Source organism: Lentzea rhizosphaerae (genome assembly GCF_042649515.1).
Lineage (GTDB): Bacteria > Actinomycetota > Actinomycetes > Mycobacteriales > Pseudonocardiaceae > Lentzea > Lentzea aerocolonigenes.
The window spans coordinates 442,692-469,190 of the sequence record NZ_JBHRZI010000011.1 but is presented as its reverse complement, the minus strand read 5'-3'; the positions used below and the strand labels follow the sequence as shown (position 1 = coordinate 469,190).

Genomic DNA, 26,499 nt, shown 5'->3' with positions numbered 1-26,499 from the left:
CCGTCGAACGGCTTGCCGTAACGCGGAGGAGGAAAAAGGTGCACGGCGTCGAAGCTGTGGTGCTGGTCGGGGGCAAGGGCACCCGTCTTCGCCCGCTTACCCTGTCCGCTCCCAAGCCCATGCTCCCGACTGCGGGGGTGCCGTTTTTGACGCACCTGCTGTCGCGGATCAAGGAGGTCGGCATCACGCACGTGGTGCTGGGTACCAGCTACAAGGCCGAGGTGTTCGAGGAGTACTTCGGGGACGGGTCGCGGCTCGGGCTGGAGCTCGAGTACGTGGTCGAGGAAGTGCCGTTGGACACGGCCGGGGCTATTCGCAACGTGGCGGACAAGCTGCGTGAGCCCGACGTGATGGTCTTCAACGGCGACATCCTGTCGGGGGTCGATCTGACGGGGATCGTGGACACGCACCGCAAGCACGAGGCGGACGTCACGCTGCACCTGGTCAAGGTTGCCGATCCTCGGGCCTTCGGGTGTGTGCCGACGGACGACGAGGGGCGTGTGCAGGCGTTCCTGGAGAAGACCGAGAACCCGCCCACGGACCAGATCAACGCTGGTTGTTACGTGTTCAAGCGTGAGGTGATCGACGCCATTCCCGCTGGGCGGCCGGTGTCGGTGGAGCGCGAGACGTTCCCCGGGCTGCTTGCCGACGGGAAGAGGTTGCAGGGGCACGTCGATGCCACGTACTGGCTGGACCTCGGCAAGCCCGAGGCGTTCGTGCAGGGCTCGGCGGATCTCGTGCGCGGGGTCGCGCCTTCTGCGGCCGTTGCGCAGCCTGGCGACTTCCTGGTGCTCGAAGGGTCGGCCGTGCACGAGGGCGCGACGGTCAAGGGTGGCAGCACCGTCGGGTCGAACTGCACGGTTGCGGACGGGGCCGTGCTGGACGGTGCGATCCTGTTCGACGGGGCCGTCGTCGGTGAGGGTGCTGTCGTGGAGCGGTCGATCGTCGGTGCGGGTGCGCTGGTTCAGGCCGGTGCGGTGCTGCGGGACGCGGTCGTGGGTGACTCCGCCGTGATCGGGGCGCGGTGTGAGCTGATCGGTGGAGCGCGGGTCTGGCCGGGTGTGGTGCTGCCCGAGGCCGGCGTGCGCTTCTCGACGGATGCCTAGCAGGAGCTGGACACCGCCGTTCCCCCTCGATCTGGGCGCGGTGCTCGGTCCGCTGCGCCGCGGGCCCGGTGACCCGTCGTTCTCGGCGGAGGGCGGCATCTGGTTCGCGGCGAACACGCCGTGCGGGCCCGGCACGTTGCGCGTCCGGCGGACGGACGTGGTCGAGGCCGAGGCGTGGGGCGAGGGCGGGCAGTGGCTGTTGGACGGGCTGCCCGCGCTGCTCGGCGCGGACGATCCGCTGGACGAGTTCGTCGCGCACCACCCGATCGTCGCGGAGGCCGCGCGACGACGGCCCGGGCTGCGGCTCGGGGCCACCGGCAGGGTCTGGGACCTGTTGTTCGCCTCGATCCTGGAGCAGAAGGTCACCGGCAAGGAGGCGTTCCGGACGTGGCGCGAGCTCGGGCGGCGGTTCGGTGAGCCGGCGCCGGGGCCGATGCCGTTGAAGGTGCCGCCGACGCCGCAGCGGTTGCTGGGTCTGCAGGACTGGGAGTGGCACCAGTGCGGGCTCGACGGCGCGCGCCGCCGGACGTTGGTCAACGCCGCGCAGGTCGCGCACCGGCTGGAGAAGGCCGCGGAGATGCGCAGCCGCGAGCTGCTCGAGAAGGTGCCCGGGATCGGCGTGTGGACCTCCGCCGAGGTTGCGCAACGGTCCTGGGGCGATCCGGACGCCGTAAGCGTGGGCGACTACCACGTGGCCAAGAACGTGGGCTGGGCGTTGACCGGCAAACCGGTGGACGACGACGGAATGATGGAGCTGTTGGAGCCGTACAAGCCGCAGCGCCACCGTGCCGTCCGGTACCTGGAGGCCGCGGGCTTGCAACGGCCGCGGCGAGCACCGAGGTTCTCGCCGCGCGACTACCGCAAGCTCTAGAAACGATGAACGGCGCATTTGTACACCTCAGGTGCACAAATGCGCCGTTCATCGTCAGCGGAGGCGCTCCAGCGCCGACTCGATCAACGGGTGCAGGTCGTCGACGTTGTCCGGCAGCGAGTCCAGCGGCCACCACTGCAGGTCCACCGACTCCGCCGACCGCACCGGCTGCGCGCCGACGGGGGCGCGCACCAGGAACCGCACGTCGAAGTGCCGCGTCGGCTTGCCCAGCGAGCACGTGATCGGGTGCACGTCGAGGTGGATCGGCGTCGGCTCGATGCGCAGGCCGCGCATGCCCGACTCCTCCGTGGCCTCGCGCAGGGCGGCCGCGGCCAGGGAGACGTCCTCCGGCTCGCAGTGGCCGCCGAGCTGCAGCCACCGGCCCACGCGGGGGTGCAGCGTCAGCAGCGCGTGCTCCGCCGTGGCGTCCAGGACGAGCGCGGAGGCCGTGAGGTGTCCTGGCTCGCAGGAGCGCTGACAGGCGTCCTCACGGGCCGCCAGGAAGCCCAGGTAGGCCTCCTTCAGCGCGTCCTGACCGGTGAACCGGCTCAGCGTCGAGACGGCGTCGGCGTGCAGCGTCACAGTTCGATCAGCCCTTCCAGCGGCTCGCGCGGAACGAGCGGCTCGACCGGGTGGCCGACCGCTACCGCGCCCAACGGTTCCCAGTCGTCGGGAACGCCCAGCACGGAACGCACCACGTCCGCGCAGAAGATCGTCGACGACACCCAGCACGAGCCGAGACCCTCGGCGGCCAGCGCCACCAGCAGGCCCTGCACGGCGGCACCGCCGGCGACGGTGAACATCGTCTTCTCGGCGTCGGCGCGGCGGGCGTCGGGGTAGGTGTGCGCGCCGTCGCGGACCAGGAACGGCACCACGATCTCCGGCGCCTCCACCAGCAGGTCGCCGCGGCGCACGCGGCGTGCGATCTGATCCGGAGTGAACCCGTCGCCGCGCAGGTCGTTCTCCCACTGCTCGCGCATCGCTTGGAGCAGCTCCAAGCGCTTCTCCCGCACCAGCACGAACCGCAGCGGCTTCGTGTGGTGCGGCGCGGGCGCGGTCAACGCCGCCCCGACAGCACGCTTCACGGCACCGAGATCAACGGGTTCGGGCGAGTAGAACCGCACGGACCTGCGCATCAGCACGGCCTCGGCGCGGCCCTGGGCCAGCGCCTCCTCGGTGCCGAGCCGGAACAGGTCCTCCTCGGTCGGCCGGGTCAGGTCGCGGGCTGTGGAGCCGTCGTCGACCACCTCGAACCCGCGCAGCACCGCCACCGGCACCGCGCCGAGCTTGCCCTTCACCAGGTCGGCGGCCGCGGCGATCTCGTCGGCGATCGCGACCATCGTCACGGCGAGCTCGTTGCCGTGCTGGTCGACCGAGCCCGCGTAGTCGTGCAGCACGCGGATGCCGGACGAGCCGATGGCGGCGTCGGTCTGGCCGATCCGCCACGCGCGGCCCATCGTGTCCGTGACGACCACGGCGACCTCGACGCCGAGCAGGCTCTTCAACGCGCCGCGCAGCGCGGCGGCAGAGCCGTCCGGGTCGACGGGCAGCAGCGCGATCTCGTCGCCCGCCACGTTCGAGGCGTCCACACCGGACGCGGCCTGCACGATGCCGAGCTTGTTCTCGGTGATCAGCGTGCGCATCTTGCGGGCGAGCACCCGCACCGACTCCGCGTCGACGTGCTCGCGCCGGATCCTGTCGCGTTCCTCCGGGTCGTCCGGCACGCGGACGAGCCGTCCCTCCACTTTGGACACGATCTTGGACGTGACGATCACCACGTCGGAGTCGCGCAGCCAGGGCGCGGCCTTCGCGATCGCTCCCGCGAGGTCGTCGCCTGGGCGAAATTCCGGCAGGCCCGCAACCGGCAGCAGCTCCAGCGCCGCCGCGGCGTGATCAGTCAACTTCGACTCCGGCCAGTTCCAGCGCGTCACGGGCCATCTGGGCCGTGGCGTCCACATCGGACATCAGGAGCGGAACCGCGCGGACCGCGACACCGGGCACGTCGGCGCGGTCGCCGGTGTGCACCAGCCACGCGTCCAGGATGCCGTCCTCCGAGCACTTGCGGGAGCCGTAGAGCCGCCCGACCGCCTCGGCGGTGGTCTCCACACCGATCGCGTCCAAACAAGCGTCGGCCATGCCCCGCAACGGTTTCCCGCCGATGATCGGCGACAGGCCCACGACACCGGCCTCGGTCTTGCGCAGCGCGTCCCGCACACCGGGCACGTTCAAGATCGTGCCGATGCTCACCACCGGGTTGGACGGGGCCAGGACGACCGCGTCGGCCTCGGCGATCGCGTCCAGCACGCCCGGTCCGGCGGTCGCGGCCTCGGCACCGACGAACGCGAACGACTGCGCCGGCACGCCCGCCCGGTGCTTGACCCACCACTCCTGGAAGTGGATCGCCTTCGGTTCGCCGTCGAGCTCCACGACGACGTGCGTCTCCACCCTGTCGTCCGACATCGGCAGCAGCTTCACGCCCGGCTTCCACCGGTCGCACAGCGCCTCCGTCACGGCCGACAGCGGGTAGCCGGCGCGCAGCATCCGCGTGCGGACGAGGTGCGTGGCGATGTCGCGGTCGCCGAGCCCGAACCACGTCGGCTCGGCGCCGTACGCCGCCAGCTCCTCCTTGACGGTCCACGACTCGTTCTCACGGCCCCAGCCGCGTTCGACGTCGATCCCGCCGCCCAGCGTGTACATGCAGGTGTCGAGGTCGGGCGTGATGCGCAACCCGTGCATCCACACGTCATCGCCGGTGTTCACCACCGCGGTGACGTCCGCCCCGAGTGTCTTGAGTCCCTGGAGGAACCTCGCGCCGCCGACCCCGCCGACCAGTGCTACGACCTTCACGCCGTCCCATGCTTCCACAGCGCGGCGAGCGGCCTAGAGGGAGCGCCAGAACATGAAGTTGCCCGAGCCCTGGAGTGCGTAGCCGGTCACCCCGCCGATCGCCTCGAACACCGTTGCCGCCGCCTGGAAGAACAGCAGGCTGACCTCGGAGAAGCCGATCAGGACGGCGAACAGCACCAGCGGCGCCCACGGCCGGGCCTTCGCGCCGAACTGCTGGGCCTGGTACGACATGAACGGTTCCAAAACACCCCAGCCGTCCAGTCCCGGGATCGGCAGGATGTTCAGCACGAACGCGAAGACCTGCAACAACGCCAGGTACGAAATTGCGTAGGCGAGCGCGGCCGGCGGTGAGAACAACGCGACGGCCCCCGCCAGGATCACGCCGATCACGAGGTTCGTGACGGGTCCCGCGAGTGAGACCAACGACTCGATCTTCTTCGACCGAAGCGCGTGGTGGTTGATCCACACGGCGCCGCCCGGCAGGGGGATTCCGCCGAACGCGAGGAGCACCAGCGGCAGCACGATGCTCAGCACGGGGTCGGTGTAACGGCGGATGTCGAGGGTCAGATAACCCTTGTCACGTACGGAAAAATCGCCGCCCTTGTACGCGACGGCGGCGTGCCCGAACTCGTGCAGGCACAGCGTCACCGCCCACCCGGCGAGTACGAAGAGGATGGTGCCCGAGATGACGGCGACGTCGCCATCGAGCAGGGTGAGGGCCCCACCGGCGACGGTCGCCGCGAGCAGGCCGAGGAACAGTGGACTGGGGCGCACCGCTGATCGCTTCACCCCACCAGTGTGGCGTGTCGGCTGGCGTGGTGGGCCGTTCGGGGACCGGTTGCGACACCTGAATCACTGTCCGTGCCTCCAGTCAAGGTTTGAGCGGCCATCCGCGCGAATATCCCCCGACGTGTGGACTCCGCTTGACCGCCCGCTGTGACGCAGGTGTAATCACATCGGTGTCATTCGTCGTTGTGGGAGCGGCGTCTGGCGTCCGCCAACCGGGGAGAGCGGAAGGCGAGGAGGCGGACGAAATGCAGGAATTCGAAGAGCTCGAAGAAGATCACGTCACGCAGCCGGTCGTACAGGGCGAGCTGTCGTACCTGTTCGACCCTGCCGACGAGCAGGACTGGCAGGAGCGCGCGCTTTGCGCACAGACGGATCCCGAGGCGTTCTTCCCCGAAAAGGGTGGTTCGACGCGGGAGGCCAAGCGCATCTGCCTGGGCTGCGAGGTTCGGTCGGAGTGCCTGGAGTACGCGCTCCAGCACGACGAACGCTTCGGCATCTGGGGCGGTCTCAGCGAACGGGAGCGCCGCAAACTGAAGAAGCGAGCCGTCTAGTCGGTCAGAAGCGTGATCTTTCTGCCTTAACTTGAGGACGTGACAAGTCCTCACCCGAGGCTCCGGACTGCGCCGGTGCTGTGCGTCCTGGTCTGCCACGACGGCGACCAGTGGCTCAGCACGGCGCTGTCCGCGTTGCGGCGTCAGCGAATTCGCCCTCGGCACGTGATCGCGGTCGACACCGGATCCCACGACCGCACGCCGAAGGTGCTGGCGGAGGCGGAAGATCTGCTGGACGGAGTGCTGACCGCGCCGCGCGGCACCGGTTTCGCCACCGCTGTGCGCATCGCGGTCGAGCACGCCGTCGAACGATGGGGCGACCCCGGCAAGTGGCTGTGGTTGCTGCACGACGACAGCGCACCCGAACCCGACTGCCTGGCCGCTTTGCTGACCGCGGCCGAGGTGTCGCCGTCGGCTGCCGTGCTGGGCCCGCTGTGCCTCGATTGGGTGGATTCTCGTCTGGTCGTCGAGGCGGGTTTGTCGACGGATTCCTCGGGTCATCGGCAGACAGGTCTGTCGTCGGCCGAGCACTCCGCGTCGTTCCAGCAGAGCACCGAGGTTCTCGCGGTGTCGTCGGCAGGATCGCTGATCAGACGCGAGGTCTGGCACGCGCTCGGCGGTTACGACGAGGCGATGCCGCTGCTGCGCGACGATCTCGACTTCGGCTGGCGGACCAATCGTGCCGGTCATTTGGTCCTGTGCGTTCCCGTCGCGCGGATGCGTCACGCGCGTGCCGCGACCAAAGGCGCACGCCGTTTGGACGCGGCCATGGCTCGACCGGGTCCGTCATTTCGCGGTGTCGACCGCGCGCACGGCATGCGCACATTTCTGGTCAATTGTTCAACTTTCTCGTTCCTCATCGGACTTCCGCGGCTGCTGTTGTTGTCGTTGCTGCGCGCTCTCGGTTTCCTGTTCCTCCGGCGTTTCGCCGACGCACACGCCGAAGTCGGCGCCGCCCGATATCTGCTGACGCGCGGCCGTTTGCTCGAAGGACGCCGCGCGCGCCGGGGTTCCGCCGTCGTGCGCGGCCTCTTCACCAGCAGACTCACCAGATTTCGCAACGCGGTCCGCGCCGGCGCCACGTTCCTGATCCGCCGTCGCGTCGAGGCCGACGCCGCCCTGGGTCGTTTGCCCGCAACCGATGCCAGTTCGACGTGGCTCGAACCGTCCGAAGTGGACTCGCGCCCGGTGGGCCCGTCCGCCTTGCCCGCCGGAGCGTCCCGCGGACGCCCGCGCGTCGCCGGTCTGCGCCGCCCGCCGGTCGTCGTCCAGGTGGAGGCTGCTCTTCCGGGCACACTTCGCCCTTCGCCGCGCCCACGTCCGTCCCCGGGTCCGCGCGCCGGTGGCGAGATGGTCTTCGTCGAGGTCGACCAGTCGCGGGTGCTGCGGTCGCTGCTGCTCGCGCCCCCGGTGCTGCTGGTGCTGAGCCTCTCGCTGGTGGCGGTGATCGCGAACTGGTCGCGCCTCGGCCTCGACCTCGCGGGCGGCCGCCTGCTCCCGGTCGGCTCGCTGGGGGAGGTCTGGTCGACCTACCTGTCGTCGTGGCACCCGGTCTCCGGCGGCACCGCGGCTCCGGCCCCCGCCGCCCTGGCCGTGCTGGGCCTGATCCCGGGCGGCCCGTCGTTCGCCGTGGCGATGCTGTTGCTCGGCGACATCCCCCTCGCCGCGTTGTCGGCGTACATCGCGTCACGCGGCATGCGCGTACGACGTTCCGTGCGCGCGGTGGTCGCCGCCTTCTACGGCTTGCTGCCCGTGGCGACAACGGCCGTGTCCGAGGGACGCCTCGATGTCGTCGTCGTCCACGTCGTAGTGCCCGTGGTGTTCGCCGGTGTGTACGCGGTCTTGCGCGCGTCGTCCACGCACGCCTGGTTGCCCATGGCATCGGGAACAGCCATCGGCGTCGCCGTGCTGGGCGCGTTCTCCCCGCTGACGCATGCCGTCACGATCGTCGGGTCCCTGGTCGGGTTCATCGCGGTGTCCGGCGGGGCTCGGCGGATCGCGGCGCTGTTCGTGATCGTGCTTCTGCCGATGGCGTTGCTTCTGCCGTGGCCGGCCGTGCTGCTGCAACACCCGGAGATGGTGTTGAACGGCCTCGGCGCGGCCTTCGAGTCGCCGCCGCCGAACCTCATCGTGTGCTCGGTCTTCGTGGCCGCCGCGTTCGCTGCCGCTGTGCTGCGTCCCAACGCGGGGATGCTTCCCGGGCTGTTGGTGATCGTGCTCGCCATCGGGGCGTTGGCCGCTGTTGCCGCTGTGAAGGCTTGGCCTGGGACGCCGTTGGTTCTCGTGGCGTGGGGGCTCGTGTGTGTGGTGCTCGCCGGGTGTCAGCGCGGGGTTCCGCCTGGCGTCGCGGGGCAGGTTCGGGTGCGACGGGCTGTGTACGTCGTCGGTGTGGTGACGTTGGTCAGCCTCGGGGTGGCCGGGTTCCTGGATCTTCGGTCCGGGCCGTTGAGGGCTGATGGCGGGGTGCGGTTGTCGTCGTCGTTGACTGCCGAGTTGGAGCGGACCGGTCGGTCGGTGCTGGTTTTGGGGGCGCCGGTTCGGCAGGTTGCTGGGCGGATGCCTGCGTTTGGGGACGATGACCTGGTGCCGACTGTTTCCTCGCCTGCTCGGTTGCGGCGGTGGAACTCGTCGTTGCTGGACGGGGCTGCGCCTGCGGTGAAGGTTGCGTTGGCTCAGGCGGCTTCGTCTGGGGTTGCGTTTGTGGTGTTGCCTTCTGAGGAGGCTTCTTCGCGGGTTCGTGCTGCTGCTGGGGAGCTGGTTTCGGTGGCGCCTGGGGCTTCTGATGGGCGGCCGGTTTTGCGGTTGCGGTTTGCTGCGGACACCGGGGTGTTGTTGGCGCCTGAGTTGGCTCGGCGGGCTCGGACTGGTGGGGAGCCTCCTGGTGAGTTGGCTGCTGCTGGGGTGGCGCCGGTGAACGTGTCGTTGCCGGAGGTGGCTGTTCGGGTTTCGCCTGGTGGGGAGGGGCGGGTGCTCGTTCTTGCCGCTGAGGACGAGCCGGGGTGGCGGGTGTCCGTGGACGGGGTGCAGGTGCCTGTGGTCCGGGCCTGGGGGCACCTGGTCGGGGTGCCGTTGCCGTCCTCGGATGCCGAGGTCCGGGTGGAGATGTCCACTACTTTGCGGGACTTCCTGCTGCTGGCTCAGGCCGCGGCCGCGTTGTTCACACTCCTGACCGCGATCCCGACCCGCCGCCGCCCGTGATCCCGCTTGTCCGAGCGCACGCGGGGCCCTTCCGTGCGCTCAGAGCGAACGAAAGCTCCCCGCGTGCACATGCGCGGCGCGTGAGAGGGGGCTCAGCTGGTGTCCCGCGTCGTAAATCAACCGCCAAAGTCGTGTTCTGTTGTTTTGGCGCGAAAAGCACGTTCGGGCCGCTAGATGGCCTTGGCTCCTCGTTCGCTCAAGGGAGCCGTATGGCGCGAACGGGACGTCGGGGCCGCTAGATGGCCCGAACGTGCTTTTCGCGCCAAACATGACTTAGATCACGGGTCTCCGGCGCAGGGCACTAGCCCTCGTCGATCACGTCCGGGTCCAGGCCCAGGTAGTTCGCGATCTGCTCCACCAGGACGTCGTGCACCAGGTCGGCCAGATCGGCGCCGTCCTTCGCCCGTGCCTCCAGCGGGCGGCGGTACAGAACGATTCGGGCACGGTTGTCGGTGGCTGCCGGGAGCAGGCGGGCGAGGGGGACGCTGCCGTCCTCGACCACGCCGTCTTCGCCCTCGACCTGCACGTCTGGGACGTCGTCCACGGCCACGTCCAGCTGGGTCAGCTCGGTTCGCCAGCGGGCTTCCAGGGGTTCGAGGGCTTCGATGACCAGGGCGTCGAAGCGTTCTGCCCTTGAGCGGGCGGCTGGGAGGGTGGCCGGGTACAGAGGGCCGCGCAGGCCTCGGCCGTGTCGGTCACGGTTGCGCCGACGCGGTTCGTCCTGTCGACGTGAACCCCTTGCCATCACCACAACCGAGCAGCCTAGTTGCTGCTGCCGGGGAGCAAACACAGCGTGCCTCACACACAGGGTCGCGTGGACGCGCTATCGTCCCCGATCGTGCGGAGCGTGAGACGGTGCTCGCGAACCGGGTGTGCTAACCCGGCTGTCGCCACGCTCACCTACGCCTATGCGGACTCCACCGCAGTCGTCGGACCGCTTGCCACGTACTCCGAACCGCACAGCTACGACCTGTGCGAGGAGCACGCCCTGCGGCTCACGGCGCCGCGCGGCTGGGAGGTCGTGAGGCACCAGGGTGAGTTCGCGGCGCCCGAGCCGAGTGTGGACGACCTGACGGCGTTGGCCGAGGCCGTTCGTGAGGCTGGGCGGGCTGATGTGACCCCGAAGGTGCCTGACGTGCCCATCGGCACGCAGAGGCGTGGTCACCTGCGGGTATTGCCTGATCCGCACGAGGACTGACTGACCACACGCATCCCAGATCCTCTCGCCGGTAGGCTGCCGGGGCAGTGGCCGTCAAGAGCGAGTTTCGGGAGTGTGCGGCGTGCGTGACCTGTCCGGCATCGTCAAGGCGTACGACATCCGCGGGGTGGTCGGTGAGCAGCTCGACGCCGGCGTAGTGCGCGACTTCGGCGCGGCCTTCGCGCGCCTGGTCGGTGGACCCGCGATCGTGATCGGTCACGACATGCGCGACTCGTCGCCTGGGCTCTCCAGGGCCTTCGCCGAGGGTGCGCAGGCGCAGGGCGTCAACGTGATCAGCATCGGCCTGGCCAGCACCGACATGCTCTACTTCGCGTCCGGCAAGCTCGACCTGCCGGGTGCCATGTTCACCGCCAGCCACAACCCGGCGCAGTACAACGGCATCAAGCTGTGCCGTGCGGGCGCATCGCCGGTCGGCCAGGACTCCGGCCTCGCGCAGATCCGCCAGGACGCCGAGAACCAGGTGCCGGACGCCGAGGGCGTGACGCCGGGCACGTTCGAAGAGCGCACCATGCTCGCCGAGTACGCGCAGTACCTGAACGAGCTGGTCAACCTGCGTGAGATCCGTCCGCTGAAGATCGTCGTGGACGCGGGCAACGGCATGGGTGGCTACACCGTGCCGCAGGTCTTCGAGGGCCTGCCCATCGAGATCATCCCCATGTACTTCGAGCTCGACGGCAGCTTCCCGAACCACGAGGCGAACCCGCTCGACCCCAAGAACATCGTCGACCTCCAGGCCCGCACGAAGGCCGAGGGCGCGGACGCCGGTGTCGCGTTCGACGGTGACGCGGACCGCTGCTTCGTCGTGGACGAGAACGGCGACCCGGTCAGCCCGTCCGCCATCACGGCGCTGGTGGCCGTGCGCGAGCTGGCGAAGGACCCCGGCGGCACGATCATCCACAACCTGATCACCTCGCACGCCGTGCCGGAGATCGTGCAGGAGCACGGCGGCAAGCCCGTGCGCACGCGCGTCGGGCACTCGTTCATCAAGGAGGAGATGGCCAGGACCGGCGCCATCTTCGGTGGTGAGCACTCGGCGCATTACTACTTCCGCGACTTCTGGCGTGCGGACACCGGCATGCTGGCCGCGCTGCACGTGCTGGCCGCGCTGGGTGAGCAGGACGGCCCGCTGTCCGCGCTGACCGCCGCCTTCAACCGCTACGCCGCCTCCGGTGAGATCAACTCCACCGTCTCCGACCAGGCGGGCCGGATCGCCGCGATCAAGGACGCGTACGGCTCGAAGGACGGCGTCACGATCGACGAGCTGGACGGTCTCACCGTGCAGCTGCCGGACGGGTCGTGGTTCAACCTCCGCGCCTCGAACACCGAGCCGCTGCTGCGCCTGAACGTCGAAGCCGCCACTCCCGAGGCCGTCGCCGCGTTGAGCGACGAGGTCCTCGCGATCGTGCGGGCCTGAGGAGAGAACCGTGGCCGTCAAGCTCGAAGAGCAGTTGCTCGAAATCCTCGCCTGCCCGTGCCCCGAGCACGCGCCGCTGCGCATCGGCACGCCTGCCGACCCGGAGGCGGACTTCCTCACGTGCACCGCGTGCGGGCGTTCGTTCCCGGTTCGCGACGGCATCCCGGTACTGCTGCTGGACGAGGCGGTCGAGCCGCCGTCTGCTGGGTGATCCGGTGCTCGACGACACGCTGCTCGACGACCCGAGCCGCCTCGCCGACGCCGACACCGGTGGCTGGTTGCGCGCCGCCGCACGGGCGGGCGCCCAGGTCCGTTCCACCGCCGAGGCCGCGGCCGAGGCGGGCGTGGAGCGGATCTTCTCCGAACGCCCGCGTGCGATCGTGCTGGTCACCCGGCCCGGCCACGCGGTCGCCGTCGCGGGCGTGATCATGGCGTTGCTCGGTCCCGGCTGCGCGGTGCCCGTGGTGGTCTCCGACGAGGTGCCGCCGTGGGTCGGCGCCCTCGACGTGGTGCTCGCGCACACCGAGGACCCCGGTGACCGGGTGCTGGCCGAGTCGATCGACCGCGCTTCCCGGCGCGGCGCGCGGACGCTGGTGACCGCGCCAGACTCCGGTCCGGTCGCCGCTGCCGCCGCCGGTCAGGCCGTGCTGCTGGCGCCTCGGATCGAGGTGCCGCCGGGCTTCAGCTTCCACCAGGCGTTCGCCGCCTGGCTCGTGGTGCTGAACTCGCTGAACCTGCTCAAGGTGGACGTCGGGCTGGTCGCGGACGAGCTCGACCGCGAGGCCGAGCGCGACCACCCGATGCACGAGTCGTTCGTGAACCCGGCGAAGTCGCTCGCGTTGCGCGTCGCCGACCGCACACCGCTGCTGTGGGGCCTCGACGAGGTCGCCACGTCGGTCGGTGTGCACGGCGCGGGCGCGCTGGCCGCGTTCGCCGGGGTTGCCTGCGACGTCGCCGGGTATCCGCAGGCACTGACCCGCCCGGTGCTGCACCGCCGTGCGGTGCAGGGGACCTCTGGGGCGGACCTCTTCGCGGACCCGGACGACGAACCGGGAAGTGGACTTGTGCGCGTGCTGCTGCTGGCCGTGCGCCAGGGCCCGGTGGCCGAAGCCGCGCGGCACGCCGCCGAGGACGCCCTGCCGGGAGCAGACGTGCTGGAGCCGGCCGTCGAGGTGGCGGGAGGCGACGCGGTCAGTGCCGCGCTCCTCGCCCTCCGCTTCGAACTCGCCGCGCTGTACCTCGGGCTCGCCGCCGGAACTCTCGGCGGCAACCCGTACTGATTGGGAGCTGAACTAGAAGTGGACCTGCTGCACAACGCGGTCAGGCCGTACGCGTGGGGCTCACGCACGGCCATCGCCGAGCTGCTCGGGAGGGAGGTGCCCGCACCCCATCCCGAGGCAGAGCTGTGGATGGGCGCCCACCCCGGCGACCCGTCCCGCGTCACGGGCGCGGACGGCGTCGAACGTTCGTTGCTCGACCTGCTGAGCGCGGACCCCGACGGTCAGCTCGGCACTCGCGTGGCCGAGCGGTGGGGCAGCAGGCTTCCGTTCCTGCTCAAGGTCCTCGCCGCCGAGGAGGCGCTGAGCCTGCAGGCGCACCCGTCGGCTGCTCAGGCTGCCGAGGGTTTCGCGGCCGAGGAGCACCGCGGTGTGCCGCTCGACGCCGCCGTGCGCAACTACAAGGACCCGGCCGCCAAGCCGGAGCTCATCTGCGCGCTGACCGAGTTCCACGCCCTCGCGGGCTTCCGCGACCCGGCGCGGACCGTGTCGTTGCTGCGCACGCTGGACGCCCCCGCTCTCGCGCCCTACACCGAGATGCTGGTCGCGCAGCCGGACTCGTCGGGCCTGCGGGCGTTGTTCACGATGCTGATCACGTTGCCGCAGACGTCGCTCTCCTCGCTGCTGCCGCAGGTCCTCGACGCGTGCGTGCTGCACGTGAAGGAACACGGCGAGTTCGACCTGGAGTGCCGCACGATCCTGGAGCTGGGCGAGTCCTACCCCGGCGACGCGGGCGTGCTCGCGGCACTGCTGCTGAACCGGATCGTGCTGCAGCCGGGCGAGGCCATCCACCTGCCCGCCGGCAACCTGCACGCGTACCTGCGCGGCACCGGCATCGAGATCCTCGCGAACTCGGACAACGTCCTGCGCTGCGGCCTCACGCCCAAGCACGTCGACGTGCCCGAGCTGTTGCGCGTGCTCGACTTCACGTGCGGGGACATGGAGGTGCTCACCGGCGAGGAGGTCTCGCCCGGTGTGCGCGTCTACCGCACGCCCGCGCCGGAGTTCGAACTGTCCAGGTTGGACCTGACTGCCGAGACGCGGATCAACCACGACGGCCCGCAGATCATCCTCTGCACCTCGGGCGCCGCCGTGCTGACGAACGCCCGCGGGGACGAGCTGCGGCTGGCCCGCGGTGAGTCCGTGTGGCTGCCCGCGTCGGACCCGGCGGTGCTCATCAAGCCGGATGGTGTTGAATCCGCCCAACTTTTCCGCGCCACGGCCGGAAACGACTAAAGTTCCCGACCGGACAAACCGGACTGGGTTCAGCGAGGAGACAGGCGTGTCAGCAGGGGGCGGGACCAAGGCCATCGTCGCGGCGTTGGTGGCGAATGCCGGCATCGCGGCGGCCAAGTTCGTCGGATTCTTGATCACCGGCTCGTCGTCGATGCTGGCCGAGTCGGTGCACTCGGTGGCGGACACGTCGAACCAGGGCCTGCTGCTGCTCGGCCAGAAGACGGCCCAGCGCAAGGCCACCAGGCTCCACCCGTTCGGCTACGGCCGCGACCGCTACTTCTGGTCGTTCGTCGTCGCGCTGCTGCTCTTCAGCCTCGGCTCGGTCTTCGCGCTGTACGAGGGCATTCACAAGCTGCAGCACCCGGAGGGCCTCTCCAGCCCGCTGGTCGCGGTCGGCATCCTCGTCGTCGCGATCGGGCTCGAGACCTACAGCTTCATCACCGCCATCGGCGAGTCGAAGAAGATCAAGGGCGACGCGTCGTGGTGGGGCTTCATCCGCAACTCCCGGACGCCGGAGCTGCCGGTCGTGCTGCTGGAGGACCTCGGCGCGCTCGTCGGTCTGGTGCTCGCGCTGTTCGGCGTGGGCCTCACCATGATCACCGGTAACCCGGCCTTCGACGCTCTCGGCACCATCTGCATCGGTGTGCTGCTGGGCATCATCGCGATCATCCTGATCATCGAGATGAAGTCGCTGCTGATCGGTGAGGGCGCCTCGGACACCGACCTCGACGTGATCTGCGACGAGCTGGCCGCGGGCAAGGTGCAGCGGGTCATCCACATCAAGACCCAGTACCTCGGCCCGGAGGAGCTCCTGGTCGCGGCGAAGATCGCGCTGGAGCCGCGGCTGCCGCTGGACGAGGTGGCGCAGGCGATCAACGACGCGGAGCAGCGGGTGCGGAACAAGGTCCCGCACGCCCGCCTCATCTACTTGGAGCCCGACCTCGACCGCTCCACCGTCACCAGCGCCTGACCTCTGTTCCCGGGGAACGCGGGAGTCCCCCGTTTCCTTCTGGGGAACGCGGGGCCCCCGCGTTTCCCGGGAAGAGCAGCTATAGGCGTTCCACATGCTGGATACCTCTAGGGTGGGCCGAACGGGTTTCCATTGAGGAGGGATGCACCGTGCCGGGGAACGGGTTGTGGCGCACCAAGTCGATCGAGCAGTCGATCGCGGACACGGACGAGCCGGACACCAAGCTCCGCAAGGATCTGACGGCGTGGGACCTCACGGTCTTCGGCGTCGCCGTGGTCATCGGCGCGGGCATCTTCACGCTCACCGCGAGCACCGCGGGCAACATCGCCGGGCCGTCTGTCTCGCTGAGCTTCGTGCTCGCGGCGATCGCCTGTGCGCTGGCCGCGTTGTGCTACGCCGAGTTCGCCTCGACGGTGCCGGTCGCCGGTAGCGCGTACACCTTCTCCTACGCGACGTTCGGCGAGTTCGCCGCGTGGATCATCGGCTGGGACCTGGTGCTGGAGTTCGCCGTCGGCTCAGCTGCGGTGGCGAAGGGCTGGTCGGCCTACCTGCAGACCACGCTGGGGCTCCTCGGGATCGACGTGAAGACCGAGGTGGGCGACGGCTTCAAGTTCGACTGGGGCGCGGTGCTGCTGGTGGCCGTGCTCACGGTGCTGCTGGTCGTCGGCACGAAGCTCAGCTCGCGGGTCAGCGCGGTCATCACGGCCGTCAAGGTCGCGGTGGTGCTGCTCGTGATCGTGCTCGGCATCGGCTACATCAAGGCCGAGAACTACACCCCGTTCATCCCGCCGGCCGCGGAGAGCGGTCCCGCCGCGCACACGGGCATCGAGCAGTCGCTGTTCTCGTTGATCACCGGCTACTCGGGCAGCACCTACGGCGTGCTCGGCATGCTGGCGGCGGCGAGCATCGTGTTCTTCGCGTTCATCGGTTTCGACGTCGTGGCGACCACGGCGGAGGAGACCAAGAACCCGCAGAAGGCCGTGCCGCGCGGCATCCTCGGCTCGCTCGCGATCGTCACGGTGCTCTACGTCGCCGTGACGCTGGTGATCACCGGCATGGTGCCCTACACCGAGCTCGCGACGAAGCCGGACGGCACCCGAGCGACGCTCGCCAAGGCGTTCTCGGACAACGGTGTCGACTGGGCGGCGACGGTGATCTCGGTCGGTGCGCTCGCCGGTCTCACGACCGTCGTCATGGTGCTGATGCTCGGCCAGAGCCGCGTGCTGTTCGCGATGTCCCGTGACGGCCTGCTGCCGCGCGGTCTCGCGAAGACCGGCAGCCACGGCACGCCGACCCGCATCACGATCATCATCGGTGTGCTGGTCGCGATCGCCGCGGGCTTCTTCCCGGCGGGCAAGCTCGAAGAGATGGTGAACGTCGGCACGCTGTTCGCGTTCATCCTCGTGTCCGCCGGTGTGCTGGTGCTGCGCAAGACCCGGCCGGACCTGTCACGCGGCTTCCGCGTGCCGCTCGTGCCGCTGGTGCCGATCCTCGCGATCCTCGCCTGCCTGTGGCTGATGCTGAACCTGACCGCGCTCACGTGGGTCCGGTTCCTCATCTGGATGGCGCTCGGTGTCGTCGTCTACTTCGTCTACAGCCGGCGCAACTCGGTGCTCGCCAAGACAGGTCAGGCGAAGGTCGAGCCCGAGCCGGTCATCAAGCACGGCGAAGAGCCGGGCATCTAGCGTCTAACCTGCGCAACATGGAAAACGCGCGGTGGCTCTCCGAGGAGGAGGGGAACGCCTGGCACCACTTCGTCCAGGCGTACCACCTCCTCGAGAGGCAGATCGAACAGCAGTTGCAGCGCGATGCGGGCCTCTCGCACGCGCAGTACAACGTGCTGGTCGTGCTGTCCGAACAGCCGGGCAACCGCCTGCGGATGACCGAGCTGGCGCGCCGCATCGTGGTCTCGAAGAGCTCGTTGACCTACCAGATCGGCAAGCTCGAGAAGGCGGGACTCGTGCGGCGCGAGCGGCACGAGTCCGACGAGCGCGGCATCCTCGCCGTGCTCACGGACGCCGGCAAGGAGCTGTTGCAGGCCACGGCTCCTGGCCACGTCACCACCGTGCGCGAGTACCTGATCGACCTCTTCACGCCGGAACAGCTCGCGCAGCTCGGCTCGTTCATGAAGGTCGTGCACGAGAAGGCGGACGACCAGCACCACGGGTGAAGCGCTCACCCCACTCCCGGACGTGCGCGGCGAACTCCGGCGGCCCGACGATCTCGAACTCGGCGCCCACGTTGCCCAGCGCCTGCGTCGGCCAGTCGAACGAGGTCGACGTCATGGTGAGCCGGCAGCTCTCCTGATCAACGGGCTCGATCGTGCCCCAGCGGCCGACGGCCTGGTGCACCCGCGAGGCCGGCGCGTGCACGAGGACCTCGACCGTGAGCGGAGCCGGGGCGCCGCTCACCGCCCGGACGAACGCCACGGCGTCCTCGGCGGGCAGCGCACGTGGCCGGAAGTGCGCACGGGTCGCCGCCGGGTCGGTCATGCGGTCGAGGCGGAAGCTGCGCCAGTCGTGCCGGCCGAGGTCGTACGCCACCAGGTACCAACGTCCGCCGAGCGCGACGACGCGGTGCGGCTCGACCTCTCGTTCAGTTGGTGCTGAACCTCTCGCCAGGTAGCCGAACCGCAGCCTTTCCTGATCGCGGCACGCCTGGGCGACCGCGGTGAGCACCCCTGCCGGAACGGCCGGTCCGGACGCGCCGGCCGAGACCGTCATCGCCCGCAACGCGTCCACTCTGGCCCGCAGCCGGGGCGGCAGGACCCGCACGACCTTGGTCAGGGCGCGCAACGACGCCTCCTCCATCCCCGCGATCCCGCTCTGCGTCGCGTCACCGATGCCGACCGCGAGCGCCACCGCCTCGTCGTCGTCCAGCAGCAACGGAGGCAGCACGGCGCCGGGCGCGAGTTGGTAGCCGCCGTCGGTGCCGCGGGACGCGCCGACCGGGTAGCCCAGCTCGCGCAGCCGCTCGACGTCGCGGCGCAGCGTCCGCTCGGAGACCCCGAGCCGGTCGGCCAGTTCGAGGCCGGACCAGTGCCGGTGGGTCTGCAGCAGCGAGAGCAGTCTCAGCGTCCGTGAGCTGGTGTTCGCCATGACGGACATCTTGCCTCGACTTCCGGTCAGAAAGTGGCCGGAAGCCTCCATAGGGTCGATCTCGACGGCCAAAACCGAGGTGAGGAACAGAACATGATCACCCGCGAGATCCAGCTGACCGCCCACGTCACCGGCGCCCCCGCGCTCGGCCACTTCACCGTTGCCGAGACCGAAGTGGACGGTGAGGTCCTGGTGCGCACCGAACGGATCGGGCTCGCCGCGACCTACCTGGAGCTGATGCGCGCCGACTGCACGATTCCCGTTCCGCCGTGGCAGCCGGGGCAACGGGTGGGCGTGACCGCGATCGGCACGGTGATCCGCTCCGACAGCCCGGAGCTCCAGGCCGGTGACCTCGTCCAGGGGATGACCGGCTGGAGCGAGCACTCGGCCGGTCCGGCCGGTTCGTACGTGAAGCTCGACCGCGAACTCGACCCCGGTTACCACCTCGGCCAGGGACCGACCGCCTTCTACGGGATGGCCGACGTGGCGGCCGTCGGCGAGGGCGACGTGGTCTTCGTGTCCGGCGCGGCGGGCGGGGTCGGCTCGCTGGCCGGGCAGATCGCCAAGAACCTCGGCGCGGCAAGGGTGATCGGCAGTGCCGGCAGCCGGGCGAAGGCCGACTACCTGGTGAACGAGCTCGGCTTCGACGCCGCCTTCGACTACCACGACCGTCCGGTGGCCGACCGGTTGAGGGAGCTGGCACCTGACGGCATCTCGGTGTTCTTCGACGTCGTGGGCGGCGAGCAGTACGAGGGCGCGCTGGAGGTGGCCCGGCCGGGAGCACGTTTCGCGCTCTGCGGCTCGTTGTCCAGCCAGCTCGGTGGTGCGGCGCAACGGTTCCCGCAGCCCGATCGCGCGGCGGCCGAGGCCAGGGGAGTCGAGCTGCTGCCGTTCTCCTGCCACCACACACCGGATCAGGTCGCGGCCTGGCGCGAGCACTTCGGCACCTGGCTGGCGCAGGGCCGTTTCGTCTTCCCGCAGACCGTGGTCGAGGGCGGGATCGAGGACGTCCCGCAGGCGTTCCTCTCCTTGCTGCAGGGGGCCTACCGCGGCAACGTCTCGGTGCGGCTGTCGTGACCACCCTCTCGCACAGGGTGCTGAACCGGGCGCTGCTCGACCGCCAGTTCCTGTTGCGGCGCACCGATCACACCCCGCTCGAGGTGATCGAGCGACTGGTCGCCGTGCAGGCGCAGGAGCCCAACTGGGCCCACGTCGGGCTGTGGAGCCGGATCCACGACTTCACGCACGCCCAGCTCACCGCGCTGCTGGAGGACCGGCGGGTGGTGCGGTCCGGCCTGCTCCGCAGCACCCAGCACCTCGCCGCGGCCGACGACTTCCGACGGCTGCGGCCGGTCCTGCAGCCCGTGCTCGACCGCACGGCCGGCACGCCGCACTTCACCAGGAACAACGCAGGACTCGACCTGGCGGCGGAAGGACTCGACCTTCTCGCGGGAAGAACGTTGTCGCGCAAGGAGCTCGCTCGCCGCCTGGCCGAACGCCACCCCGGCCGCGACGGCCGGATCCTGGCCGGCGAGGTGGAACTGAGGCTCCCGCTCGTCCACGGCGCGGCCACCGGCGCGTGGGGTTCGTGGGGCAACCGGTCGGCGGTCTCGGTCACGCCCGCCGAGGCCTGGCTCGGGCAGCCGATGGCGACCGCGGGTTCGGCGAAGGAGCTGATCCGCCGCTACCTGGCCGCGTTCGGCCCGGCCGGGGTGAAGGACGTCCAGGCCTGGTCCGGACTGACCCGCCTGGCCGAGGTCGTCGCGGAGATGCGCCCCGAACTGCGCTGCCACACCGGCCCGGGCGGCGAGGAGCTGTTCGACCTCGCCGACGCCGAACTGCCCGACCCCGAGACGCCCGCACCGGTCCGGCTGCTGCCCGCCTTCGACAACGCCCTGCTCGGCCACGCCGACCGGACCCGGATCATCAGCGACGAGGACCGCAGGCGGGTGATGCCCGGCCAGGCGCGGGTGCTGCCGACCTTCCTGGTGGACGGCCGGGTGCACGGGACGTGGTCGCTGGACGGTGCAACGCTGCGCCTCAACCCGTTCCGGCCGGTCAGCCCCACCGACTGGGCGGCCTTGGAGCAGGAAGCCGACCGGCTGCTGAACTTCGTCCGCGGCTAGAGCGTCAGCAGGTCGTGTTCCTCCAGCCAGTCGGCCACGTCGTCGGGCCCCTGCCGCGTCACGTCGAACCCGAACACGGGCAGGATCGACTTCGCCGCGAGCTCCCGCAGTTGTTGTTGCTCCTCGATGAACGGCTTCAACGAGACGTACTGCTTCGGGTTCGCGCTGATCTTCAGCCGTTCCTCGCGCGCTTCTTCGAACGTGTCCTCCGGCCGTGTGCACAACACGATCGCGAAGTTGAGGGGCTTCAGCCGTTCCTCCAGCCAGCCGAAGTCGAAGTCACGCCCCTGTCGTGCCTGGTAGGCCATGGTGGACAGGTGGAACCGGTCGACGATCCACGAGTAGTAGCGCTGCAACTCGAACATGCGCACCCACGTCTCGTAGGTCTCCATCGCGTGTGCGGTCTCATCGGCTGCGAAGTCGATCAGCCCGCGACCCCACGGTTCGTTCGTGAACCCGCTCCACTCGCCCGAGATCAACGGCGAGTGGTAGCGGTACTTGCGGTGGCCGACGAGGCGGGGGTGTTCGTTGAGCGCGTAGGCCAGGTCCGTCTTGCCGGTCAGGCGGGTGCCTTCGAGGATCACCTTGGGCGTGAGCTTCACAGTGGTTAGCTTGCCTTGTGATCCTGTGTCTCGACGTCGGTTCCACCTGGACCAAGGCCGCTCTCGTCACCCCCGAGGGCGAGCTGGTCCGCACCGGGCAGCACCCGACCACACCCCCCGAGGTGCTGCGCGGCATCGACGCGTTGCGTGCCGAGGTGGGTGACGGCGAGATCCTGGCGTGCTCGTCGGCCGGCGGCGGGCTGCGGCTCGCGGTCGTCGGTCAGGAACGCGTGGTGAGCGCCGAGGCCGGGTACCGGGTCGCGCTCAGCGCCGGCGCCAAGATCGTGCACGTCAGCGCCGGTCCGGTCGACGTGAAGGCGTTGCGGGCCTCGGCTCCGGACCTCGTGCTGCTCGTCGGCGGCACGGACGGCGGCGACCAGTCCGTGCTGCTGCACAACGCCGCGAAGCTCGCCCGCGTGGCCGTGCCGATCGTGCTGGCCGGCAACGTCGAGGCGCAGCCGGAAGCGTTGCGGCTCCTCGCGAAACGGACCGTCGTGGCGTGCCCGAACGTGCTGCCGGACGTCGGCCGGCTCGCCCCGGAACCGGCCCGCAGGGCGATCCGCGAGGCGTTCCTCCAGCACGTGATCGGCGGCAAGGGCCTGTCCCGCGGGCCGAGGTTCCGGCAGCTCGTGCGGGCCGTGACGCCCGATGCCGTGCTGGCCGGCGTTTCCCGGCTCGCCGCGCAGGACCGCGAGGGCGCCGTGCTGGTGGTGGACGTCGGCGGCGCGACGACGGACGTCTACTCGGCGGTGTCCACAGCGGACAGCGAGGGTCTGGAAAGGACGGTCGCGTTGCCACCGGACCGCCGCACGGTCGAGGGCGACCTCGGCATGCGCTGGTCCGCTCCTGGCGTGGTCAAGGAGGCTCTCGCGGAACGCATCACGACCGAGGACCTGACCGAGGAAGCGCGCTTCCGGGCGGAGAACGTCGGGTGGCTCCCCGACGACCCGGCGGTGGACGTGCGGCTCGCGTCGTTCGCCGCGATCCTGGCCGTGCGCAGGCACCTGAGGCAGGTCGACGGCCAGCTCGGCCCGCACGGCGCGGGGTTGCTGGTGCTCTCCGGCGGAGTTTTCCGGCACACGCCCGACATCACGCCGATCGTCGAGGCGCTGCGGGCGGATCCGGTGCTGCGGCCCGTGCTGCGGACCGCGGAGATCACCGTCGACCGCGACTACGTGCTGGCGCCGGTGGGCCTGCTCGCCGAGTCGGGGCGGCTCGAGGCTGCCGACCGACTGGCGAAACGACTCGGCTAGGACGCCTCTTCGTCTTCCACGAACTCGAGGAGATCGCCGGGCTGGCACTCCAGCACCCGGCACATGGCCTCCAGCGTGCTGAACCGCACGGCCTTCGCCCGGCCGTTCTTCAGCACCGCGACGTTGGCCGGTGTCAGCCCGACCTTCTCCGCGAACTCGCCGACGCTCATCTTGCGCTTGGCCAGCTCGACGTCGATGCGCACGACGATGGCCATCAGATCACCGCTTCCATGTCGGAACGCAACGTCGTGGCGCGCTGGAGCAACGCCCGCATCACGACCAGCACGAGTCCGAACACAGTGGCCCCCGTCGTCAGCAGGAACAGCACCATCGGCGCGCCGGGGTCGTCCGCGTTGAAGCCGACCCAGAGGAACACGCCCACCAGCACGACCCATTCTGCCGCAACGGCCCAGACCATCACGTCGACCCACTTGATCGCGGCGTCGGTGAAGATCAGATCCTTGCGGACCAGCGTGAGCAGCTTCCACGTCGCGACGATCACCACCTGGACGCAGATCACCCAGAAGATCGAGATGATCGCGCCGGGCCAGATCAGGGGGTCGTTCGGGTTCTGCTGCGCCATGTACATGAACTTGCCCGGCAGGGACAGCGTCTCGAACACGACGAGGATCCCGAACAGGACCGCCAGGAAGACCCGGAGGGCGGTCACCGCCCAACGTTCAGCAATCATGCGATCGAGTATCGGCAGTGATCTATCGAAAGTCAATCGGTAGCGATCGTGTTGCAACAGGTCTCTACAGTGATCGCGTGGGACTGCGTGAGCGCAAGAAGACCGAGACCCGTGCGGCGCTGTCGGCCGCCGCGTTGCGACTGGCCCTGGAGAAGGGCGTCGACAACGTGCGGGTCGACGAGATCGCGGAGGCGGCGAACGTCTCGCCGCGCACGTACAACAACTACTTCGCGAGCCGCGAGCAGGCGATCGTCGCGGGCATCACGGCCACGCGCGCGCTCCGGGTGGCCGAAGCGCTGAGCTCCCGGTCCGCCGACGAGCCGCTCGTCGACTCGATCGTTGCCGCGTTCGCCGAGCAGTACCGCGAACCGCCGTCGGAGGCCCTCGCGCTGATCACCTCGACGCCGTCGTTGCGCGAGGCCTACCTGGACTCCACGTCGTCCATGGAACCGCCGATCGCCGAGGTGATCGCGGCACGACTGGGCAAGGACGAACTCGGTGCCGCCGTGCTCGCCGCCGCGGTGTCCGCCGCCGCACGCATCGCCGTGCAGCGGTGGGTGGGCGTGCGTCCTTCAGGTCTCGTCGTGGTCCCGAGCGCCTCCGTCGAGGACCACCTGCGCGAGGCGATCGGTCACCTCGCCCCCGCGCTCGTGGCCTCATGACGCGGTGAGGTCGCGTATTCCGCCTCGCGCGCGAGGCGCTTTCTGGTGAGATCGCCGTGGACGCGCCATCCACGGCGTGCCCGGTGAACGCCCTGGGGGGCCACGTGAGAAATCAAGTTGTACCAATGGTGGTGGCACTGGCCGCGGCATCCTTGATGTCCGCGACGGGACCGGCGGTGGCAGCGCAGCCGCAGAGCATCGTGCAGATCGTCGCGCACCAGGACGACGACCTGCTCTTCATGAACCCGGACATCGCCACGGGCATCAACAACGGCTATGAGACGACGACCGTCTTCGTGACCGCGGGCGAGGCCGCACCTGAATCGACACCCGACCCGGAGGCATACGCGGCACAACGCCAGGCCGGCGCGCGGCAGTCCTACGCGGCCATGGCCAGGGTGACCGGCTGCGAGCTGAGCAGCGCTGGACCAGGAGGGTGCTGGACCGCCAGCTCCCCGGTGTTCTCGAACCACGTGGTCCAGCTCTTCACGCTCATCGGGGCGCCGCACGTCCGACTCGTGTGCCTCAACCTCCCCGAGAACGCGGACACCCGGTTCCTGAGTGGTGGAGCGCTCAGCAAGCTGCGGGACAACGCGTCCCTGGTGACCGACACCCTCCACATGGAGAACGCCCCACCGCAACGTTACGACCAGGGCGATGTGGTGGACGTCCTGGCCGCGGTGCTGGAGACCTACTCGGCGACGCTCGTCCGCGTGCAGGACCCGGCACCCGACCTCCGTCTGCGAGGAGACCACCAGGACCACGTCGCCGCCGCGTGGTTCGCGGACAAAGCCGTCGACCGCTACTCGGCAGCGCACCCGCGCGTGCTGTTGGAGCACTACCGCGACTACAACATTTCGGAGCTGCCGGCGAATCTCATGCCGGCTCACCGGGACGAGAAGATGCGCATCGTCGTGGACCACTACCTGCCACACGACCCGCTGGCCACTCAGGTCGGCGACTTCGAGCAGTGGGAACAACGCCAGTACTCACGACACCCCCGTGGCACGCAGTGGATGCGCATGGACTCGACGGGAAGACTGCACGCGTTCGCCGTGGCGGGCGGCAAGCTCTACGAGTGGTTCCAGAACGCCACCTTCGCGTGGCAGGGTCCGGTCTCGCACGGCAATCCGGGTGGGGCACTGGCCGTCGGGCTGGCGGTGGGCAACAACCAGGACGGCCGTCTCGAGGTGTTCGGGCAACGCGCGGACACCGGTGAGATCATTTCGCGGTTCCAGACCGGCAGCACCTGGGCCTGGGGTTCGTTGGGGAACCCCTCCGGCGGTGTCGGTGCTCTGAACACCAGCTCGCCGGTCGTGGCGTCCAACGGCGACGGCAGGCTGCAGGTCTTCGTCAGCAACGCCGGTGGTGGCGTCAGCTCCCGCTGGCAGGTGCAGGTGAACGGCGGCTGGAACGACACCTGGGCGGACATGGGCGGGACGTACGTCCAAGGTCCGCCCGCCGCGGCCGTGACGAACGACGGCCGCATCGAACTGTTCGCCCCCACCCCGTCGGGCATCCAGCACTGGTACCAGCCCAGTGCGAACGCGGCGTTCCAGGTGGACACGAACTTCCCGCAGGTGCCACCGGGAAGCGGGCTCACGGTCGGCAAGGACCAGTCCGGTCGGATCGAGGTGTTCTACCGGCAGGCGGGCACCGCGAACGTGATGACCATCTACCAGATCGCGGTGAACGGCGCGTTCAACCCGACTCCGGCGAACACGGGCGGCCACGGTGGCGTCGGCGAGATTGCGGCGGTCACTCCGGGGAACGGTCGGATCCTGGTGGCGACGCGCAACGGTGGCGGCGGCGTCAGCACGAGCTCCCAGGTCGCACCCGATGGCGGGTTCGGCGGTTGGGCCGACCAGCGGGGCAGCATCGTCGGGACACCTGCGGCGGCGACCGATCGCGACGGACTGGTGGTGCTGGCGGTCCTCGGGTACGACGGCCGCCTGTACGTCAAATCCCAGAACGACGACGGCGCGTTCCGCGGCTGGGAGTTGGTCGGGTAGCCCTGATCGTGCCGAAGTGCAGGCGGGCGCTCGATCGCCGGGCGCCCGCCCTCAGGTGAGCTCGTCGGGCAGCACGCACATCAGCAGTTCGTCGTGCCACTCGCCGTCGCGGAAGAAGGCCTGCCGCAGCCGTCCGTCGACCTGGAAGCCGATCTTCTTGTAGGACTTGATCGCCCGCTCGTTCGCCTCGACGACGGTGAGCTCGATCGAGTGCAGCCGCAGCGTGTCGAACCCGTACCGGCACACCCGTCGCAGCGCGTCCGTGCCGTAGCCGCCGCCCCAGAACTCGGGTTCGCCGATGTAGATGTCGACCGAAGCGCGCCGATTGATCGGGTCCGCGTCCCGCAACGCCACCACGCCGATGAGCTTGCGTTCTTCCAGCGTCTCGATGCAGAAGGTCGACTTCTCGAACCTGTTCTCCTGGCGCTCGGCGAAGCGCTTGCGCAGGGCCGCCAGCGACTCGTGGAAGTAGCTCTGCAACCAGCGCATGACTTCTTCGTCGTTGTGCCAGCGGTAGAACGCGTCGGCGTCCTCCGGCTCGATTGGTCGCAGTCGGACCAGGTCCCCAGTCAGCATG

Annotated in this window: 27 protein-coding genes; 17 read left to right on the top strand and 10 right to left on the bottom strand. The window is 69.7% G+C overall.

Going from position 1 to position 26,499, the window contains the following annotated elements; genetic code table 11:
• Positions 1-38 precede the first annotated feature (38 nt).
• Positions 39-1,106 carry a sugar phosphate nucleotidyltransferase gene (locus tag ACFOWZ_RS09565; protein ID WP_030473323.1) on the top strand — a complete coding sequence of 356 codons (1,068 nt, stop codon included), beginning with the start codon at positions 39-41 and terminating at the stop codon, positions 1,104-1,106.
• The gene (locus ACFOWZ_RS09560) at positions 1,099-1,977 is read left to right on the top strand and encodes a DNA-3-methyladenine glycosylase family protein (RefSeq protein ID WP_382371222.1); all 879 of its coding nucleotides are present in this window, start codon (positions 1,099-1,101) and stop codon (positions 1,975-1,977) included. Before ACFOWZ_RS09565 ends, ACFOWZ_RS09560 begins: the two co-directional genes overlap by 8 nt.
• Positions 1,978-2,031: 54 nt before the next feature.
• On the opposite strand, the gene ACFOWZ_RS09555 is transcribed toward ACFOWZ_RS09560, so the two are convergent.
• Genes ACFOWZ_RS09555 through ACFOWZ_RS09540 form a run of 4 tightly spaced genes read right to left on the bottom strand, consistent with a single transcriptional unit; the run spans position 2,032 to position 5,613 of the window.
• Positions 2,032-2,559: an NUDIX hydrolase gene (locus ACFOWZ_RS09555; protein WP_382371220.1), complete on the bottom strand. Its 528-nt coding sequence runs from the start codon at positions 2,557-2,559 to the stop codon at positions 2,032-2,034.
• On the bottom strand, positions 2,556-3,878 hold the full coding sequence (locus ACFOWZ_RS09550) for a coenzyme F420-0:L-glutamate ligase (RefSeq protein ID WP_382371218.1): 1,323 nt from the start codon (positions 3,876-3,878) through the stop codon (positions 2,556-2,558). The genes ACFOWZ_RS09555 and ACFOWZ_RS09550 overlap by 4 nt, the downstream gene beginning before the upstream one ends.
• A complete protein-coding gene (cofD, locus tag ACFOWZ_RS09545) occupies positions 3,871-4,824 on the bottom strand; it encodes a 2-phospho-L-lactate transferase (protein WP_382371216.1) in 954 nt (317 codons plus the stop codon). Before cofD ends, ACFOWZ_RS09550 begins: the two co-directional genes overlap by 8 nt.
• Positions 4,825-4,857: 33 nt before the next feature.
• Positions 4,858-5,613: a site-2 protease family protein gene (locus tag ACFOWZ_RS09540; RefSeq protein WP_382371214.1), complete on the bottom strand. Its 756-nt coding sequence runs from the start codon at positions 5,611-5,613 to the stop codon at positions 4,858-4,860.
• A gap of 245 nt (positions 5,614-5,858) precedes the next feature.
• Between ACFOWZ_RS09540 and ACFOWZ_RS09535 the strand changes: the two genes are divergently transcribed.
• A complete protein-coding gene (locus ACFOWZ_RS09535; protein ID WP_051784712.1) occupies positions 5,859-6,164 on the top strand; it encodes a WhiB family transcriptional regulator in 306 nt (101 codons plus the stop codon).
• A gap of 39 nt (positions 6,165-6,203) precedes the next feature.
• Positions 6,204-9,362 carry a glycosyltransferase family 2 protein gene (locus tag ACFOWZ_RS09530; RefSeq protein ID WP_382371211.1) on the top strand — a complete coding sequence of 1,053 codons (3,159 nt, stop codon included), beginning with the start codon at positions 6,204-6,206 and terminating at the stop codon, positions 9,360-9,362.
• A 301-nt stretch (positions 9,363-9,663) separates the two neighbouring features.
• Here the strand turns inward: ACFOWZ_RS09530 and ACFOWZ_RS09525 are convergent, their stop codons facing one another.
• Positions 9,664-10,107, bottom strand: a complete 444-nt coding sequence (locus ACFOWZ_RS09525; protein ID WP_382371209.1) for a metallopeptidase family protein — start codon at positions 10,105-10,107, stop codon at positions 9,664-9,666.
• A 93-nt stretch (positions 10,108-10,200) separates the two neighbouring features.
• Between ACFOWZ_RS09525 and ACFOWZ_RS09520 the strand changes: the two genes are divergently transcribed.
• The 8 genes from ACFOWZ_RS09520 to ACFOWZ_RS09485 all read left to right on the top strand — a co-directional run bounded on the left by ACFOWZ_RS09520 (position 10,201) and on the right by ACFOWZ_RS09485 (position 17,648).
• The gene (locus tag ACFOWZ_RS09520) at positions 10,201-10,560 is read left to right on the top strand and encodes a DUF3499 domain-containing protein (protein ID WP_201780188.1); all 360 of its coding nucleotides are present in this window, start codon (positions 10,201-10,203) and stop codon (positions 10,558-10,560) included.
• 82 nt (positions 10,561-10,642) lie between these two features.
• Positions 10,643-11,995, top strand: a complete 1,353-nt coding sequence (locus ACFOWZ_RS09515; protein ID WP_382371207.1) for a phosphomannomutase/phosphoglucomutase — start codon at positions 10,643-10,645, stop codon at positions 11,993-11,995.
• A 10-nt stretch (positions 11,996-12,005) separates the two neighbouring features.
• Positions 12,006-12,206 (top strand): Trm112 family protein, encoded by a 201-nt coding sequence (locus ACFOWZ_RS09510; RefSeq protein ID WP_030473311.1) that lies wholly within the window; start codon positions 12,006-12,008, stop codon positions 12,204-12,206.
• 4 nt (positions 12,207-12,210) lie between these two features.
• Positions 12,211-13,275 (top strand): hypothetical protein, encoded by a 1,065-nt coding sequence (locus ACFOWZ_RS09505; protein WP_382371205.1) that lies wholly within the window; start codon positions 12,211-12,213, stop codon positions 13,273-13,275.
• Between the two features lie 18 nt (positions 13,276-13,293).
• Complete coding sequence (gene manA, locus ACFOWZ_RS09500) at positions 13,294-14,508, top strand: mannose-6-phosphate isomerase, class I (RefSeq protein ID WP_382371203.1); 1,215 nt, start codon at positions 13,294-13,296, stop codon at positions 14,506-14,508.
• 46 nt (positions 14,509-14,554) lie between these two features.
• Complete coding sequence (locus tag ACFOWZ_RS09495; RefSeq protein WP_382371201.1) at positions 14,555-15,478, top strand: cation diffusion facilitator family transporter; 924 nt, start codon at positions 14,555-14,557, stop codon at positions 15,476-15,478.
• 149 nt (positions 15,479-15,627) lie between these two features.
• The gene (locus ACFOWZ_RS09490) at positions 15,628-17,163 is read left to right on the top strand and encodes an amino acid permease (RefSeq protein WP_382371199.1); all 1,536 of its coding nucleotides are present in this window, start codon (positions 15,628-15,630) and stop codon (positions 17,161-17,163) included.
• 17 nt (positions 17,164-17,180) lie between these two features.
• Positions 17,181-17,648: a MarR family winged helix-turn-helix transcriptional regulator gene (locus ACFOWZ_RS09485; RefSeq protein ID WP_382371197.1), complete on the top strand. Its 468-nt coding sequence runs from the start codon at positions 17,181-17,183 to the stop codon at positions 17,646-17,648.
• Here the strand turns inward: ACFOWZ_RS09485 and ACFOWZ_RS09480 are convergent.
• The gene (locus tag ACFOWZ_RS09480; protein WP_382371195.1) at positions 17,602-18,576 is read right to left on the bottom strand and encodes a helix-turn-helix transcriptional regulator; all 975 of its coding nucleotides are present in this window, start codon (positions 18,574-18,576) and stop codon (positions 17,602-17,604) included. The genes ACFOWZ_RS09485 and ACFOWZ_RS09480 overlap by 47 nt on opposite strands.
• Positions 18,577-18,669: 93 nt before the next feature.
• Between ACFOWZ_RS09480 and ACFOWZ_RS09475 the strand changes: the two genes are divergently transcribed.
• Together ACFOWZ_RS09475 and ACFOWZ_RS09470 are read left to right on the top strand one after the other, a co-directional pair.
• Entirely contained in the window at positions 18,670-19,653 is a 984-nt protein-coding gene (locus ACFOWZ_RS09475) for a zinc-binding dehydrogenase (RefSeq protein WP_382371193.1), read from the top strand.
• Entirely contained in the window at positions 19,650-20,702 is a 1,053-nt protein-coding gene (locus tag ACFOWZ_RS09470; protein ID WP_382371191.1) for a winged helix DNA-binding domain-containing protein, read from the top strand. The genes ACFOWZ_RS09475 and ACFOWZ_RS09470 overlap by 4 nt, the downstream gene beginning before the upstream one ends.
• Here the strand turns inward: ACFOWZ_RS09470 and ACFOWZ_RS09465 are convergent.
• Positions 20,699-21,304 carry a hypothetical protein gene (locus ACFOWZ_RS09465; RefSeq protein ID WP_382371189.1) on the bottom strand — a complete coding sequence of 202 codons (606 nt, stop codon included), beginning with the start codon at positions 21,302-21,304 and terminating at the stop codon, positions 20,699-20,701. The two genes, ACFOWZ_RS09470 and ACFOWZ_RS09465, sit on opposite strands and share 4 nt — an antisense overlap.
• A gap of 17 nt (positions 21,305-21,321) precedes the next feature.
• Between ACFOWZ_RS09465 and ACFOWZ_RS09460 the strand changes: the two genes are divergently transcribed.
• A complete protein-coding gene (locus tag ACFOWZ_RS09460; RefSeq protein WP_382371187.1) occupies positions 21,322-22,557 on the top strand; it encodes a glutamate mutase L in 1,236 nt (411 codons plus the stop codon).
• Here the strand turns inward: ACFOWZ_RS09460 and ACFOWZ_RS09455 are convergent.
• Positions 22,554-22,772: a helix-turn-helix domain-containing protein gene (locus ACFOWZ_RS09455; protein WP_382371185.1), complete on the bottom strand. Its 219-nt coding sequence runs from the start codon at positions 22,770-22,772 to the stop codon at positions 22,554-22,556. The genes ACFOWZ_RS09460 and ACFOWZ_RS09455 overlap by 4 nt on opposite strands.
• Positions 22,772-23,248 carry a DUF2975 domain-containing protein gene (locus tag ACFOWZ_RS09450; RefSeq protein WP_382371183.1) on the bottom strand — a complete coding sequence of 159 codons (477 nt, stop codon included), beginning with the start codon at positions 23,246-23,248 and terminating at the stop codon, positions 22,772-22,774. Before ACFOWZ_RS09450 ends, ACFOWZ_RS09455 begins: the two co-directional genes overlap by 1 nt.
• Before the next feature lie 77 nt (positions 23,249-23,325).
• On the opposite strand from ACFOWZ_RS09450, the gene ACFOWZ_RS09445 reads away from it, so the two are divergent.
• Together ACFOWZ_RS09445 and ACFOWZ_RS09440 are read left to right on the top strand one after the other, a co-directional pair.
• Positions 23,326-23,910 (top strand): TetR/AcrR family transcriptional regulator, encoded by a 585-nt coding sequence (locus tag ACFOWZ_RS09445; protein WP_382371181.1) that lies wholly within the window; start codon positions 23,326-23,328, stop codon positions 23,908-23,910.
• Between the two features lie 125 nt (positions 23,911-24,035).
• Positions 24,036-25,922, top strand: a complete 1,887-nt coding sequence (locus ACFOWZ_RS09440; protein WP_382371179.1) for a PIG-L family deacetylase — start codon at positions 24,036-24,038, stop codon at positions 25,920-25,922.
• A gap of 51 nt (positions 25,923-25,973) precedes the next feature.
• Here ACFOWZ_RS09440 and ACFOWZ_RS09435 read toward each other — a convergent pair whose 3' ends face one another.
• The gene (locus tag ACFOWZ_RS09435) at positions 25,974-26,498 is read right to left on the bottom strand and encodes a GNAT family N-acetyltransferase (RefSeq protein WP_382371177.1); all 525 of its coding nucleotides are present in this window, start codon (positions 26,496-26,498) and stop codon (positions 25,974-25,976) included.
• Position 26,499: the final 1 nt, after the last annotated feature.

Excerpts from the sequence above, each read along its gene's own strand:
- ACFOWZ_RS09450 (WP_382371183.1), bottom strand. The coding sequence starts at position 23,248 with ATGATTGCTGAACGTTGGGCGGTGACCGCCCTCCGGGTCTTCCTGGCG.
- ACFOWZ_RS09485 (WP_382371197.1), top strand. The coding sequence starts at position 17,181 with ATGGAAAACGCGCGGTGGCTCTCCGAGGAGGAGGGGAACGCCTGGCAC.
- ACFOWZ_RS09440 (WP_382371179.1), top strand. The coding sequence starts at position 24,036 with ATGGTGGTGGCACTGGCCGCGGCATCCTTGATGTCCGCGACGGGACCG.
- ACFOWZ_RS09560 (WP_382371222.1), top strand. The coding sequence starts at position 1,099 with ATGCCTAGCAGGAGCTGGACACCGCCGTTCCCCCTCGATCTGGGCGCG.
- ACFOWZ_RS09525 (WP_382371209.1), bottom strand. The coding sequence starts at position 10,107 with ATGGCAAGGGGTTCACGTCGACAGGACGAACCGCGTCGGCGCAACCGT.
- ACFOWZ_RS09480 (WP_382371195.1), bottom strand. The coding sequence starts at position 18,576 with ATGGCGAACACCAGCTCACGGACGCTGAGACTGCTCTCGCTGCTGCAG.
- ACFOWZ_RS09435 (WP_382371177.1), bottom strand. The coding sequence starts at position 26,498 with ATGCTGACTGGGGACCTGGTCCGACTGCGACCAATCGAGCCGGAGGAC.
- ACFOWZ_RS09475 (WP_382371193.1), top strand. The coding sequence starts at position 18,670 with ATGATCACCCGCGAGATCCAGCTGACCGCCCACGTCACCGGCGCCCCC.
- ACFOWZ_RS09455 (WP_382371185.1), bottom strand. The coding sequence starts at position 22,772 with ATGGCCATCGTCGTGCGCATCGACGTCGAGCTGGCCAAGCGCAAGATG.
- ACFOWZ_RS09535 (WP_051784712.1), top strand. The coding sequence starts at position 5,859 with ATGCAGGAATTCGAAGAGCTCGAAGAAGATCACGTCACGCAGCCGGTC.